Source organism: Mesorhizobium sp. M0051, assembly GCF_040323235.1.
GTDB lineage: Bacteria > Pseudomonadota > Alphaproteobacteria > Rhizobiales > Rhizobiaceae > Mesorhizobium.
In genome coordinates, this window is sequence record NZ_JAMYUT010000012.1 from 22,821 (window position 1) to 36,520 (window position 13,700).

Sequence of the window (13,700 nt, forward strand, 5' to 3'; positions counted from 1 at the left end):
GCCTACTACGCCGTGGTCGCCGAGAAGATGCTGCCGCACATCCAGGATCGGCCGCTGTCGCTGGTGCGCGATACCGACGGCGACCTGCAGCAGACCTTCTTTCAGAAGCACAGACTGCCAGGCATGCCCAAGGCCATCCATGACGGCCAGCTGGAGAAGATGTCCGGTAAGGAAAGCCGCATCTTGTGGGTCGATGACCTGGCTGGGTTGATCGCAGGTGTCCAGATGAACGTGCTCGAATTCCACATCTGGGGAAGCCGTCGCCAGCAGCCGGATCTGCCGCACCGCATGATCTTCGACATCGACCCCGACGAGGCCTTGGGCTTTGCTGCCGTCAAGCAGGCAGCCCTCGACATTCGAGGCATTCTGGAAGCGCTTGGACTGCAGTCGTGGCCGTTGCTGTCCGGCGGCAAGGGCGTTCATGTGGTCGTCCCGCTCCTGCCGAAGGCAGACTGGGACGAGGTCAAGAGCTTCTGCCAAGAACTTCGCCGAACTGCTGGCCCGCACAGATCCGTCGCGCTTCGTCGCCAACATGAGCAAGATGAAGCGCAAGGGCCGAATGTTTCTCGATTACCTGCGCAACGGCCAGGGCTCCACTGCAATCTGCCCCTGGTCGACTCGGGCACGCGCGGGGGCGTCGTGCGCGGTGCCCGTCAGCTGGGATGAGTTGCCCACCTGCGAAAGCGCCAACGGTTTCGATGTTTTCGCCGCCGCCGCGCGGGCTCAGTTGCCCGAAGCCTGGGAAGGATATTTCGACGTCGAACAAACGCTTACCGACCGCATCCGCCACGCAGTCCGGTAGTACAACGATACTAGATGGTCAGCGACATTTGCTGATTTGGCGCGGACCGCCTTTGCCCCAAGTTCGGGAGCGTTCCCCTTCAAGGCCCCGGCCACGCCCTCTAGAGTGAGAGTACGGACCGGTTTGCCGTGACGGGTTGAGAGCTGGAGGAGAGGCCTCCGGGGCCCGTCGCGGAGAAACGCGATGTCCAGACATTACGCTCGCGCCGGCGCCGACCGGACAAGCCTCTATGACGATATTACGAACAAGATCATCGCCGAGCTGGAAGCTGGGCACTTTCCCTGGGTGCAGCCCTGGGGCACGGCGGCGACGCAAGCATCCCTCGCCATGCCGGCCAATGCCGCCTCTGGCCGCGCCTATTCGGGGATCAACGTGCTAATCCTGTGGGGTGCGGTCGTCGAGCATGGCTTTCCCGTCCAGGGCTGGCTGACTTTCCGCCAGGCGCTATCGCTGGGCGGCCATGTCCGCAAGGGCGAACACGGGACCACCGTCGTCTATGCTGACCGCTTCATCCCTGACGACGAGAAGAATCGCGCGCGGGAGACCGGCGAGGCAGCCCAGGCGATACCGTTCCTGAAGCGCTTCACCGTGTTCAACGTTGCGCAATGCGAAAATCTGCCCGACGATCTGGCGGTGTTTCCGCCCGCACCAGAGCCCGGACTGATCGAACCGGCTGTCGACGCACTGATCAAGGCGACAGGGATCGATTTCCGCATCGGCGGCAATAGCGCCTATTATGTGCCGGCGCGCGACTACGTGCAGGTGCCACCTCCGCAGGCGTATTTCCAGACCATCGACTGGCACCGCACCGCCCTGCACGAGCTTGGGCATGCGACCGGCCATCCCTCCCGCGTCGGCCGTGACCTCGGCGGCGCCTTCGGCACAAAGCAATATGCTTTCGAGGAACTGGTCGCCGAAATGAACGCGGCCTTCTGCTGCGCCTCGCTAGGTATTGTGCCGACCGTGCGCCACGCCGATTACCTGGCCTCCTGGCTCGAGGTCCTGCGCGAAGACAACCGCGCCATCGTGCGTGCCGCCTCCCAGGCCAGCAAGGCGGCCGACTGGTTGCTCGCCTTCCTGCCGCAACCTGACGGTGCAGCCAGGGCAGACCGGGCCGACGTCGATGAGGCCGAGATCGAGAGGAGGGCGGCATGATCGTTCTCACCGAGGAACTGCGCGTGCCTGCTCGCTACAGCCGCGGGCGCGACGCCGAACACGTGCCGGTCGTGAAGTTCTTCAATCCACTCGGCGAAGGAGCCTGACTCGCAATCGCGCTGGATGCCGATGGCGACACCATGTTCGGTCTCGCCGATCTCGGCTATCCGGAGCAGGGCAGTTTCTCGTGTCCTTGAGATGACTTCGATCCGGCTGCCCTTCGGCATGGGCATCGAGCGCGACATCCTCTTTGGCACCGACCTGCCGATTTCGGTCTGGGCAGAGGCCGCCCGCCGGGTCGGAAACCTTCGCGAGCCGAACGCATCTCTACCACGCCGCCCAGCATGGCCGGGACGGCAAGTGAGATCTCACCTTGAAATCCGCAAAGCCGCAGATGCGCAAAGTCGTGTCTGCGGCCCTGTCCCCCTCTGGATCTTCGGTGTGCGGCGCAGTCCTCGTGAGAGGGCTGCGCCCGTCTTTTTTGACGGGGTTGGAGGTCGAGAGAGTCTCGGTCGCCCCGTCGCGGAGATAATCCCATGGCTACGCCCAAGCAGACGATCACCCTCAACGCTTCACGTGACCTCCCCTTCAACAAGCTGATGCTGAGCCAGTCCAATGTCCGGCGCATCAAGCGCGGGGAAACGATAGAGGACCTCGCCGCGTCGATCGCACGGCGCGGCCTGCTCCAGAGCCTCAACGTCCGGCCGTGCTGGATGGCGAGGGTAACGAGACCGGCATGTTTGAGGTGCCGGCTGGCGGGCGCCGCTATCGCGCGCTGGAACTGCTGGTCAAGCAGAAGCGCATGATCAAGACCGAGCCAGTTCCCTGCGTTGTCAGCGACGCTCACAGCGCGGTCCCGATCGAGGAGGATTCGCTGGCCGAGAATTTTCAGCGCGAAGATTTGAACAGAATGCGGGCTTTTGTGCAAAATAGCCCGGATGTCAGGTTGTCTTGATGCCGATCTTGCGGCGCTTGGCCGGCGCCGGCAACGTTACGGGTTCAGGCTCTACGGCCTTCCGTCCCAGGCCGATCGCCTTCGCCATCGCGGATCGCACCGCGGCATAGTTCGGCGCAACCATTGGGTAATCGGAGGGCAGGCCCCATTTCGCTCGGTACGCATCTGGCGTCAGATCGTAGTGGGTGCCTAAGTGCCGCTTGAGCGATTTAAACTTCTTGCCGTCTTCCAGACAGATGATGAAATCGGGCGTCACCGATTTCTTGATCGGGATAGCGGGTGTAGGCTTCTCTTCCGCTTTGGGTGGGCGCGCGCCCTGCAGCTTGCTGATCGCCTCATAGGTATCGGCAATTACGCGGGCGAGTTCCGCAACTGGAACCGGGTTATTGCTGACATAGGCGGAAACGATGTCAGCGGTCATCTCCAGCAATTCCACGTCGGACTCGATAAGATCTTCAGGCATTTGGCCGACCTTTCATCTGCTCTTCAGGTGCCGTAGCCCGATCTGCGTCAGCAGCCTCGCTACAGCAAAGCGCACCAGGTGCACAAGACAAGAAGTTACGATGGAACGCGGCTGGCGCATGGGTCAGGAAACTCTGCATGAACCAGTTCGGGCGCGGCACCGCACAGCAATGAAGGTGCAAGCGCAATTGGGCAGGAGGGCGGACCCGCCATAATCCGTCGTGCGCTGGCAATTCGCCGGGAGATTGCGATCGACGAATCCAAGCGGAAGGTTATGGAGAAACTGCCAACGGAGGCGGTGCGTCAAGGCTACGCGGTCCACGAAAATTTCGGGCGCAATAGGTGATCGCAACCAACCCCTCCGCCGCTCGTTGACCTATGCCCGAATTTTGAAATGGTGCGGACGCGGAGCCCTGCCTGAGCCTGGCCCGACCGAGTGATGCCCCCATCTCCCGATCGAACCGCACCGCGTCCTTGTGGTCGGCTTACCATGCCGTCAACGCCCGGGAAACGTCGCGTAAGGTAAAATGCCGGTGAACGATGAGCGCAACCAGCCCTCCGCCGCTCGTTGACCTGTGCTGGGTTGATTCCTAGCCACTCCAAGACCCGCCCACCCATGCTTATGTCGGGTGTGGGCATTTTTGATCACATTAGCGGAATCTAATATTTAGCGACTGGTTTCTCTGGCGGCAGCACCCCTCGCTGCTGGTCAAGGTGCGCGACCCTTGGCCGGGCCCGCCTTTGCCCCGAGCTTGGGCGCGGGCCTACTCTCGGGCTTCCGTCGCCGGGCGTTTGATTCAGCCGTCCAATCCAAAATTGTGCCAGCCTGATCTTGCAATCAACTGCTCTGCCAAGATACCAAGCCGGTGCTGGGTAGATCCTAGCCAGTCCTAGCTATGCCCGTCAGCCGAAAGGTTGGCGGGCTTTTTAATCGAATGTTCACCGGTGCCAGTCATCATTACGGAGCGGCTATGTTACAATACCGCCCTACAAAAGCCCGTCGCTTTCCCCCGAAGCGACGGGCTTTTTGCATGGGACGACCACGCAGATAGGGATTGCCGCGAGCTGCCAACGCACGGAACCGGCCGTGCCTCTTGTCGTGGAACCTGATGGGCACGGGGGGTCGGCGCGTGTGTACGAAGGCCACCAAGCCGTCGACCTCGACATGGAGTATGCCGATGGTCTCGTGGTCTTCCTGAACGCTGTCGACCTGAAACGTAGGGTCGCCCGTGGTGACCTCTGATGGGAACCATACCGTCTCTGCAGTTTTAAGCGAGCCTTTTATGCGGCCGGCTTCAGGGCTGCCCTCAGCAGCATGCCGAAAAGGTCGCGTGGCTCGTCGGGATCGGCCAGCAGATCGAGCTCCTCGTAGAGACCGGTCGCTTGCAACTGGTCGCGCACATAGCGCAGGGCCGAAAAATCCTCGATCGCGAAGCCGACGGAATCGAACAGCGTGATCTGCTTGGCGTCTCTCCGGCCTTGCATCTTGCCGGCGATTACTTGCCAGAGTTCGGTCACCGGATGGTTGAGATCCAGCTGCTGGATCTCGCCCTCGATGCGTGTCTGCGGCGGGAACTCGACGAAAATCTCGGAGCGCAGCAGGATGTCCTTGTGCAGTTCGGTCTTGCCGGGGCAATCGCCGCCGACGGCGTTGATGTGGACGCCGGAGCCGACCATGTTGTCGGTGAGGATGGTGGCGCACTGTTTGTCGGCGGTGACGGTCGTGATGATCCCGGCACCTTCAACCGCTTCCTGCCCGGATGCGCAGATGGTGATGTCAAATCCCATGCCAGCCAGGTTCTTCGCGCATTTCCGCGAGGCCGATCGATCGATGTCGTAGAGCCTGAGCCTGTCGATGCCGGTCAGCGCCTTGAAGGCGATCGCCTGGAATTCCGATTGGGCCCCATTGCCGATGATGGCCATGGTGCGCGCGCCGCCCGGCGCCAGATACTTGGCCGCGACAGCGGATGTGGCGGCGGTACGCAGCGCCGTCAGTATGGTCATCTCGGTGAGCAGCATCGGGTAGCCGCTACCGACATCGGCGAGCACGCCGAAGGCAGTCACCGTCTGCAAACCCTGGCGCATGTTCTTGGGATGGCCGTTGACATATTTGAAGCCATAGAGCCGCCCATCGCTTGTAGGCATCAGTTCGATGACCCCGTCATGGCTGTGCGATGCGATGCGAGGCGTTTTGTCGAAAAGTTCCCAGCGACGGAAGTCTTGCTCGATGTAGCCGGCGAGCTCGGTCAGGAAGCGCTCGACGCCGATGGCGTTCACCAGCTTCATCATCCGGTCGACGCTGACGAAGGGGACGATGTTCAACTTTGCCGTGGCCATGATCAAAAGCTCCCGGAATGGCTGCGGGTGGGGCGGTCCATGATGCGGCGGCCCATCAGGCTCGCCGTCAGGTCGACCATCAGCGTCGCGGTTCGGCCGCGCTCGTCCAGAAAGGGATTCAACTCGACCAGGTCGAGGCTGGAGACGAGGCCGCTGTCGGACAGCATCTCCATCACCAGATGCGCCTCGCGGAACGTCGCGCCGCCGGGAACCGTGGTGCCGACAGCCGGCGCAATGGACGGGTCGAGGAAGTCAACGTCGAGGCTGACATGCAGCAGCCCGTCCTCTGCAGATACCCGCGCCAGAAAGGCGCGCAGCAGCGGCGCGATGCCATGCTCGTCGATGGCGCGCATGTCGTGCACGGTCACGCCCGCCTGGTTGAGCGCGTGGCGCTCGGCCGGGTCGACACTGCGCAGGCCCATGGTGCAGATGCGCTTGGGATCGACCGCAGCCGGCAGATCCGGAAAATAGCCGCTAAAACCTGGCTGGCCGCTGGCGTAAGCGAGCGGAACGCCGTGCAGATTGCCGCTGGCGGTGGTGTCGAGCGTGTGGAAGTCCGGATGCGCGTCGAGCCACAGCACGAACAGCGGGCGTCCGGCTTCGGCAGCGCGGCGGGCTATGCCCGATACGGTCCCGGCGGATATCGAATGGTCGCCGCCGAGAAAGATAGGCATGGCGTCCTCGCTCGCGGCATAGGCGGCGTGAGCAATCGCGGATGTCCAGGCTGATATCTCGGGCAAGGCCTTCAGTGCCAAATTGCCATGCACGACGCGCCTCGCCGGAGTTGCCTGGACGGCCCCCATATCCTCGACAGCGTGGCCGAGGCCGGACAGCACTTCAGCAAGTCCGGCCGTCCTGAGCGCACTTGGCCCCATCTCACATCCCATCCTGCCAGCGCCATCCTGCACTGGCGCCCCGACGATTCTGCAACGCATTGTCTTGTTTTCCCGCTGACCAAGTTCGAATGACCCGCGAGGAGATCATGGCGAGCCGGCGATATGAACAGGCAGAATTGGCAATTCGAAAAGCATTGTTTATCGTAATAGCAGCGAAATTGACCAAAATGGTAATCCCGATGGATGCGCTGGACGAACGGCTCGTGACCTTGCTTCGGCATGATGCGCGGCGCAGCGTGTCTGACCTCGCCGTCGACCTCGGCGTCTCGCGCGCCACAGTCAGGGCACGGATGGAGCGGCTGGAGCGATCCGGCGACATCATCGGCTACACGGTGGTGCTGCGCGCCGACGCCGTTGATCAGCGCATCCGAGGTATCATGCTGATTGAGATTGAGGGCCACGCCGCTGACCGCGTGGTCCGGGCGCTGGGCGGCTTCCCTGAAGTCTCGACCATCCACACCACCAATGGCCGCTGGGACCTGGTGGTCGAGCTTGGGACCGCATCACTGACCGATTTCGATGCGGTGCTGCGGCGCATCCGGCTCATAGCCGGCATAACGGGCAGCGAAACTAGTCTGCTCCTGGCGACGCCGCGCACGACCCGGGCACGACTAACATAATATCCGATCAAGGCCGACTGTGCGGGCGAGTGAGATGCAAACCAGCGCTTCTAACGATGCAGAGCTTCTCGGCCGGCCAGTTTCTGTTCGCCGTGAGCCCGACCGAATAGGGTAGGACGATAGCCGCTCACAGCTAGCCAACCTCACAGATCAACGCAAGCTCATCGCCGACAACTCCGCCACGCTGATGCGGGTTGGTGACGCTGGCAGTCCTAAGACCATTGCTGGATCTTATAATGCCCAGCGATCCGGAGGCCGTATTCGATCTCGCCTCTCACTAGGCTGCCCTCGCAACTCGGATCGTGTGCAGGGTTTCCGCTTGATATGCGAATATCGACGCAACATCTTCCAATCCTTGTGCCCCGTGACCAAAGCGACTTGTTCTATCGTGAAGAACCTTTTGACACTCACATCTATGCGGCGCGCGCTGCCAACAGCGCGTGGAGAGCCTCCGGCTTCAGATGGGTGTAGCGCTTCAACATTTTCCAGTCCTTGTGCCCAGTTACCAGCGCAACTTGTTCGATCGTGAATCCGGCCTCGAAAAGCCGACTCGTTCCTTCGTGCCGCAAATCATGAAAATGTAGGTCGTGGATGCTCAGGTCAGTGCATCCCCGACGGAAGGCGGTGCCGACTGACCTATGATTGAATGGGAAAATTCGATCATCGTCGTTGCTACGCTTTGCCCGCTGCTCCTCGACAATGGCCCAAGCATCGTATCCAGTTGCCGCGAATAGCGGTATGCGCTGATTGTTGGCGTTCTTGTTCCGAGGGTCTTTCCGATCACGGATAAGAAGCATCCGCGTGCGAGATTCCAGGTCGGACCAACGCACCTTGCAGATCTCCTCCTGGCGCATCGCGGTTGCGACGGCGAAACGTATGATCTGGCTAAGCGGAGCAATTTGACGAGGGTTTGCATCGAAGTGACCGATGAGCCTGTCGAGTTCATCCTGCGTCGGCCGTCTGTCGCGCTGGTGGCCTTTCCCAATGAGGCCAAGTCTCTTGAGGGCGATACGCGCGAGATCGACTGGTTCGACCTTGACGGGCAGGCCGTGAACTGCAGCGGCATGAGCCAGAATGAGTTTTATAGAGCCGATGTCGATACCGAGAGTCATCGGTCCGGCGCCTTGGTCGGCCCGGTCCCGACCAAAACGAATGAGCCGTTCGCGATCCAGGGCTACTATTTTGCACTTCCCCAGATGTCTTCGGAGCATATCGAGGGCTGCGGCCTTGGAGCGGCGAGGGGACTTGCCTACATCGCACATGTCGTCGATATGAAGGTCGAGGAGTTCGCCGAAGGTTTTCAGGCGCGCTATACGGGACTTTGTCGGCGTCTCACCGCGATCGACTTGGCGCTCGGTTTCGGTTGCCCAGCGTCGTGCGTCCTCAGAAAGGTCTCGCTGGCGTAGCGACCTTTGCGACGGACTTGCACACGCCAGGAGCCGGACGAGAGTTTTGTGTAGGTGGCCATTTTTTCGTGTGCGCTCCGTGTGCACTGAAAGATCGAAACGTGGCGAAAAGGGTCGTATTCTGGCGTAAAGTGGCGTGGCCGCGCTTGCGTCTACCAAATTGATGTTAAAGAAAAAATGCTGAAAAATCAAGACCATAGCCTGGCTATTGCACCCATGCTGGATGGGGCGGAATAGTAATAAAATCCGATAGTTACGAGATGTTGCGTGCAAAAATCGCACACGTTCTGCTTCCCTTCTTTTTCGTTCCCCCGACGGAGCCGCCGATAGCCCTTTTCGGACGCTCTTCTGCCGACGATATTGACCGCGCCAACGCGGATGTCCGCCGAGATATCCGTGACCTTCATTGTCCGCCGCCGCGTTCGGTTTGCCTAGGGGTTCTTGGTTCTTGGAAGCTCTTCGAACTTTCTGTCTTATTCCTCCGGCCGAATTGCGCGTGCTTATGAAAGAGATTGGGACGCCCGGTCACGCTGTGGGACAAACGTGATCATCGGAAACGTTCGCTCGCCATCGGGGGTTCGAGTCGGGAGACCGCTTCACCGCGAGACCCACTGCGGCAGGTCGGCCTCTGAGTGGCAAATTGAAAGGAACGCCGACTTTTATCCACCCTGCCGTCGCGTGGTGGCACGGAAAGCCGGCTCCACGAATATCCAGCGTACTTGTCGGGCCTATCGGTGTCCGTTCAACGGCGCAGACTACGCACCTCCGCGGCGAATGTGCAGTCGATACACGCACGGCGGGCAACTACCTAGGGATAGTCGTCACGGCGCGTCCACACCACGGGGGGAGTCGGAGGCCCGCCACCCCGTGATAGCCCGGGTGGCGGGGCAAGCCGCTAGGTCCGGTCTCAGCAGTCCGCTTCCAACCACAGCCGAAACCCAAACTGAGACCCTACCGCCGGGGGCATGACTGGACGGCGAAATACCGCTCCTTGGTCCGGGCTGCCGCAGGGATCGCTGCCGATAGCTTCGCGAGGCGAGACCGGTGATGGTTGGCTCCTATGAAACAGCCGGGAAGCCACTTTCGTGGAAGCACTTTGGACTGTGCTGAGACGTATCCGCGCGCAAGGGTAGCTTCTTTGAGCAGCTCCACGGAACTAAAAGGTTTTGCCGCAGTTTTGCCTGTCAATGGAGGAAACCATGAACAGACAAAACAAGGAACGAGAATCCGCGACCAAAACACCTGATGAGGACATTGCAAACAAGGACATTGGGGCAACCGTGAGCGACGCGTTCTCGAAAGCCTCCGACATGGCTCAACAAGCAGTTGATACGGCCAAGGAGGCGGCCTCGGATAGTGCGTCAACAGTTACCAACCAGGTGAAGGAAATGCTCGACCGTCAGGTCGGCAGCAGTGCCGAGGTGATGGGCCAGCTCGCGAGTTCGACGAAACGCGCAGCCGAGGACCTCGACGAAAGCGCGCCCTTAGTCGCCGGTGTGGTTCGTACGTTTGCGAACAGGATCGATGGTTACGCAGACGATCTGCGGGACCAGTCGGTCGATCAGCTGGTCCGCGCCGCCTCCGATTTGACTAGGCGCCAGCCCGGATTGGTTTTTGGGCTTGCTGCCCTTGCGGGGTTTTTGACATTTCGGACGCTGAAGAGCGCGCCGCCGGCGTCGTCACGCTCCAATGAGTCCGTGCGCGGGCGCAACCGGCAAGCAGCGAGCGAATTTAATGGCACATGATCAGCTCAAGAATTCCACGCTCCCACGAGCACTATCCGACGCCGCGGCGGATCTTGCCGACCTCGTGCAAAAGGAGCTGCGGCTGGCCCGGGCGGAGCTGTCTGAAAACGTTTTTGCCAAGCTTCGGGCCGGCATTTGGATGTCCGCTGCCGGGGTGCTTGGGCTGATCGCTGCATTGCTGACAGTGCAAGCCGTCGTCTTCTGGATAGCTAGCTTTGGGATCGTAATGCACTGGTCCTGCCTGATCGTTGCCGGCGTCGTGGCCGCAGCTGGAGCACTCGCCTACTACAAGGGCCGCATGGATGCGCAAAAGGAGATGACGCCCACGCGCTCAATCCATCAGATCAAACAGGATATATCGATAACCAAGGAGCATCTAACATGAGCCGCGAAGCGCATATGCCCAACATCGGAACGGCGGAATGGCTCATCGGAGCCGCCAAAAACAATCCGGAAGGCCTTCTTCTCGTTGCAGCCGGCTGCGCGCTGTTGATGCGCCGCAGGGGGGCATGGGCCAGCGGCGGCTTTGATCACGCTGATGAAACCCGCGGAAGTAAGGGCCAGCGAAGCGTTCACCCAACGTCCTCGAACACCGCCGGCCAGGGGCGCCGGTCGAAAAGCACGGAGGACGCTTCGGAGACGGCAGACAATGCACGGGAGCATGCCTCGGACCTCGGCGGCAAGGTCGCGGCCACGGCCAGCGCTTACACTTCGTTCGCGTCGGAATACGTCGACGAGGCGCGACGCAACGTCACTGAGACATCGGAGCGGGTCGCGCGACGGGCCCAATCAACTTTCCAAGAGACGGTGAACCGCGTAGTCGAAGAGCAGCCACTGACGCTGGCGCTGCTCGGCCTCGCCACAGGGGCAGCTGTCGCTGCAGCCATCCGCCCCACGGATTTTGAAAAGCGGACACTCGGCCCAGCTGGAGAGCAGTTGACGGACAGCGCCGAGAAAGTCGGCGAACGGTTGAAGGAGTCGACGGTGAAGGCGCGCGAAAGGCTCAGGACCGCTGCCGAGGAGCGCGGCCTTAATGCTGATGGCCTCAAGGATGTCGTGAGCGAAGTGGCTGGCGAGTTCGGCAGCACCTTGTCGGGCGAACAGCAAGCCGGGTCGGCTGAGTCGCCGTCCGCGACCTCGGGCATATCGCGCGGCCAATCGGCCCCGGGTAGCATGGGCCGGTCGACAGATAAATCGGCCAATTCGGATCAGTCACAACGGCCGGGTGCTTCCCGGTCCGGCAAATCCGGCCAGTCCAGCGGAAAGCGAGGCTCGTGATGGGCGAGGCAAATCTCCGCCAACTCGAACACGACGTTGAGGCAGCCCGCGCAAGGCTCGCGGAAGATTTGTCGACGCTGCGCTCGCCAAATACGGTGTCCGAGTTTACCGACGAACTGAAGCAAGAGGCGCTCGAGGCCAAGGATGCGCTGGTCGCGAAAGCAAGATCGACCGCGCAGTCGACGGCGCTGGAGATCATCGACGATCTCAAGGCAAAGGCTGCCACGAATCCTGGCGCCGCATTGGTAATTGGGGCTGGTCTCGCGTGGCGGTTCCTTCACCGTCCGCCAATTGCGACCGCGTTGATCGGAGCAGGACTATTCAGCCTGTTGCGTACGCCTTCAATTCAGCCGGGCTTGGACGGGCAGGTCGACCCTCTCGCTTTCGCCAGAGAGCGCTTGAAGGAGCAATCCGTCGAGCTGGCAGAGAAGGTCGGCGAAATGAGCGCCAAGACGGCCGAAACAGTGAAGGAACATGCGGAGGAAGCGGCTGGCGCCGTAAAAGAGAAGGTGCGGAATTTGGGCGCCAAGACGCCGAATCTGGTCGACGAATTGCGGCAGGCCGGCAGTGAGGCCGCCGAGGGGGCAGCCGCTGCGGCCGGTCAAGCGTCATCTGCTGTCCAGGGCGCACTGAGCGATCAGGAGACGCGAGACAAGCTGCTTCTTGGTGCCGCGGGTTTAGCCATCGCGGCTGCGGTAGGTATTGCGTATCAGCGACGGCTTGAGGAGCACGCGGCGGTCGACTAGGCGAGAATTCGGCGCCGGAACTCCAGAACTACGGAAGAGCAGCCTGGACGACAGTGTCCCGGCTGTCGGGAGCGGGTCGCCTTTCTCGTGCTAACCAACCCGGCCATCACCGCTTGGCGCTGTCGCTGTCGGCGGCCGCCCGCGTCAGGAACGTCTGGGTTGTTTGGCCAAGACGGCTTTTCAGCCACTCCGCCATTGCCTCCTCTTCGCGGAGGTTCTGCTCGCAGGCCTGCACGATTTCGGTCTCGCCCTCGGCGTTGGCCGCCGCGATTAGGATTGTATAGGAGGCGATTTCCATGTGCTCGAAAGTGTAGCTGGCGAGGGAGCCCTTCATCACCTCATCGCCGGCGAACACGCCGCTGATGGATTGGGCGAGCGCCATGAGCTTGCCGCCCGCGTCCTTCACGGTGGACGATCCTTCATCGATACGGTCGAGGCAGGTCTTCAGCCGGGAAGCCTGTTGCCTTGTTTCTTCGAGATGAAGGCGGATGCGCTCCCTCAGCTCCGGATAGGTCTCGATGCGGCTCAACTGTCCAGACAGCATCGTCTCCGCCTGCTCTTCCATGGCGTGGGCATCTCTCAGCCACTGGATCATCCATTCGCGCGATTCAGACATCAGAGGTCTCCTTGTTTGGTGCATCCAAACCACGAGCGACGAGGATTGTTCCGGCCGCAGGATGGATCGCACGAACAGGCTCAAGAGTGACCACTCGGGTTGATGTGCTCCGGTTTCGCTAAATGTCGGATGAGCGCTGGGATGGAAAATAAGTCTAGGAACGCTTGCGGCCATTTCGGCGAAACTCCTCGGCCGATGGAACCGAGGACGAACTTGGTAACGCCCTCGGCGCCGGCTGCTATAGGCCGCCGTCCTCCATGCTTTCCACAACAGCCTGATTTGCGGCCCTGCATTCCAGCCGTGCCGCATGATCTCCATCGCAGCCTCGTCATAGCCCCTAAGCGCCCGATCCCTGAATGCGATACCTGGCGCAACAACGAGACGGTCGTAGCTGAGCTTCGAACCGTTGTTCAGCGCAACGGTTTTCGCCGCCGGGTCAATCGCTTCAGCGGACTCATGAATGACAGGCCGGTCAACTGAGACACCACGGGCGATCACAGCCCGGTTGTGATCCCCGAATGCCGCCTGTTGGATGCCTCGTGGTTCAATCGCTAATCTTCGTCGTACGGCATATGCTAATCAATTGCCCATATTGCCATAGCAGCGGCGCGGCATTCTTGGCACCCACCGGCCGGCTTGAGGCAGAACGAGGCCCGCCCTTGCGCGCTGCCGTAACGCGTGG

Annotated in this window: 11 protein-coding genes and 3 pseudogenes; 9 read left to right on the plus strand and 5 right to left on the minus strand. The window is 61.3% G+C overall.

All coding sequences use genetic code 11. The features are described from left to right. Nucleotides 1-27: 27 nt before the first annotated feature. From ligD to NKJ90_RS14515, 4 genes and pseudogenes are all read left to right on the plus strand, one after another. Nucleotides 28-802: pseudogene (gene ligD / locus NKJ90_RS14500) on the plus strand (non-homologous end-joining DNA ligase). A gap of 183 nt (nt 803-985) precedes the next feature. Then, on the plus strand, nt 986-1,957 hold the full coding sequence (locus tag NKJ90_RS14505) for an ArdC family protein (protein WP_352486193.1): 972 nt from the start codon (nt 986-988) through the stop codon (nt 1,955-1,957). Then, nucleotides 1,954-2,321: pseudogene (locus NKJ90_RS14510) on the plus strand (DUF2958 domain-containing protein). The gene NKJ90_RS14505 and the pseudogene NKJ90_RS14510 overlap by 4 nt, the downstream one beginning before the upstream one ends. A gap of 172 nt (nt 2,322-2,493) precedes the next feature. After that, nucleotides 2,494-2,879, plus strand: a pseudogene (locus NKJ90_RS14515) (ParB/Srx family N-terminal domain-containing protein); the annotation flags it as partial. A gap of 19 nt (nt 2,880-2,898) precedes the next feature. Here NKJ90_RS14515 and NKJ90_RS14520 read toward each other — a convergent pair. The 3 genes from NKJ90_RS14520 to rocF all read right to left on the minus strand — a co-directional run bounded on the left by NKJ90_RS14520 (nt 2,899) and on the right by rocF (nt 6,646). Then, the gene (locus NKJ90_RS14520) at nt 2,899-3,375 is read right to left on the minus strand and encodes a Ros/MucR family transcriptional regulator (RefSeq protein ID WP_023762579.1); all 477 of its coding nucleotides are present in this window, start codon (nt 3,373-3,375) and stop codon (nt 2,899-2,901) included. A gap of 1,280 nt (nt 3,376-4,655) precedes the next feature. Then, nucleotides 4,656-5,711: an ornithine cyclodeaminase gene (ocd, locus tag NKJ90_RS14525; protein WP_352486194.1), complete on the minus strand. Its 1,056-nt coding sequence runs from the start codon at nt 5,709-5,711 to the stop codon at nt 4,656-4,658. Between the two features lie 2 nt (nt 5,712-5,713). Beyond that, nucleotides 5,714-6,646, minus strand: coding sequence for an arginase (gene rocF, locus NKJ90_RS14530; protein WP_352486195.1), 933 nt, complete (start codon nt 6,644-6,646; stop codon nt 5,714-5,716). A 140-nt stretch (nt 6,647-6,786) separates the two neighbouring features. Between rocF and NKJ90_RS14535 the strand changes: the two genes are divergently transcribed. Next, nucleotides 6,787-7,227 carry an Lrp/AsnC family transcriptional regulator gene (locus NKJ90_RS14535; RefSeq protein ID WP_031261243.1) on the plus strand — a complete coding sequence of 147 codons (441 nt, stop codon included), beginning with the start codon at nt 6,787-6,789 and terminating at the stop codon, nt 7,225-7,227. A 413-nt stretch (nt 7,228-7,640) separates the two neighbouring features. On the opposite strand, the gene NKJ90_RS14540 is transcribed toward NKJ90_RS14535, so the two are convergent. Then, on the minus strand, nt 7,641-8,825 hold the full coding sequence (locus tag NKJ90_RS14540; protein WP_352486196.1) for a site-specific integrase: 1,185 nt from the start codon (nt 8,823-8,825) through the stop codon (nt 7,641-7,643). Between the two features lie 1,007 nt (nt 8,826-9,832). Here NKJ90_RS14540 and NKJ90_RS14545 point away from each other — a divergent pair. From NKJ90_RS14545 to NKJ90_RS14560, 4 genes are read left to right on the plus strand one after another with little or no spacing between them, the layout of a single operon-like run. Beyond that, nucleotides 9,833-10,378, plus strand: a complete 546-nt coding sequence (locus NKJ90_RS14545; RefSeq protein WP_031260981.1) for a hypothetical protein — start codon at nt 9,833-9,835, stop codon at nt 10,376-10,378. Beyond that, the gene (locus tag NKJ90_RS14550; RefSeq protein WP_352486197.1) at nt 10,368-10,763 is read left to right on the plus strand and encodes a phage holin family protein; all 396 of its coding nucleotides are present in this window, start codon (nt 10,368-10,370) and stop codon (nt 10,761-10,763) included. Before NKJ90_RS14545 ends, NKJ90_RS14550 begins: the two co-directional genes overlap by 11 nt. Further along, a complete protein-coding gene (locus tag NKJ90_RS14555; protein WP_023761997.1) occupies nt 10,760-11,656 on the plus strand; it encodes a hypothetical protein in 897 nt (298 codons plus the stop codon). The genes NKJ90_RS14550 and NKJ90_RS14555 overlap by 4 nt, the downstream gene beginning before the upstream one ends. After that, entirely contained in the window at nt 11,656-12,402 is a 747-nt protein-coding gene (locus tag NKJ90_RS14560) for a hypothetical protein (protein WP_023761996.1), read from the plus strand. The genes NKJ90_RS14555 and NKJ90_RS14560 overlap by 1 nt, the downstream gene beginning before the upstream one ends. A 106-nt stretch (nt 12,403-12,508) precedes the next feature. On the opposite strand, the gene NKJ90_RS33505 is transcribed toward NKJ90_RS14560, so the two are convergent. Then, entirely contained in the window at nt 12,509-13,516 is a 1,008-nt protein-coding gene (locus NKJ90_RS33505) for a ferritin-like domain-containing protein (protein WP_502904908.1), read from the minus strand. Between the last annotated feature and the right edge of the window lie 184 nt (nt 13,517-13,700).

Coding starts and splice junctions, on each gene's coding strand:
- NKJ90_RS14505 (WP_352486193.1), top strand. CDS start 986: ATGTCCAGACATTACGCTCGCGCCGGCGCCGACCGGACAAGCCTCTAT.
- NKJ90_RS14520 (WP_023762579.1), bottom strand. CDS start 3,375: ATGCCTGAAGATCTTATCGAGTCCGACGTGGAATTGCTGGAGATGACC.
- ocd (WP_352486194.1), bottom strand. CDS start 5,711: ATGGCCACGGCAAAGTTGAACATCGTCCCCTTCGTCAGCGTCGACCGG.
- rocF (WP_352486195.1), bottom strand. CDS start 6,646: ATGCGTTGCAGAATCGTCGGGGCGCCAGTGCAGGATGGCGCTGGCAGG.
- NKJ90_RS14535 (WP_031261243.1), top strand. CDS start 6,787: ATGGATGCGCTGGACGAACGGCTCGTGACCTTGCTTCGGCATGATGCG.
- NKJ90_RS14545 (WP_031260981.1), top strand. CDS start 9,833: ATGAACAGACAAAACAAGGAACGAGAATCCGCGACCAAAACACCTGAT.
- NKJ90_RS14550 (WP_352486197.1), top strand. CDS start 10,368: ATGGCACATGATCAGCTCAAGAATTCCACGCTCCCACGAGCACTATCC.
- NKJ90_RS14555 (WP_023761997.1), top strand. CDS start 10,760: ATGAGCCGCGAAGCGCATATGCCCAACATCGGAACGGCGGAATGGCTC.
- NKJ90_RS14560 (WP_023761996.1), top strand. CDS start 11,656: ATGGGCGAGGCAAATCTCCGCCAACTCGAACACGACGTTGAGGCAGCC.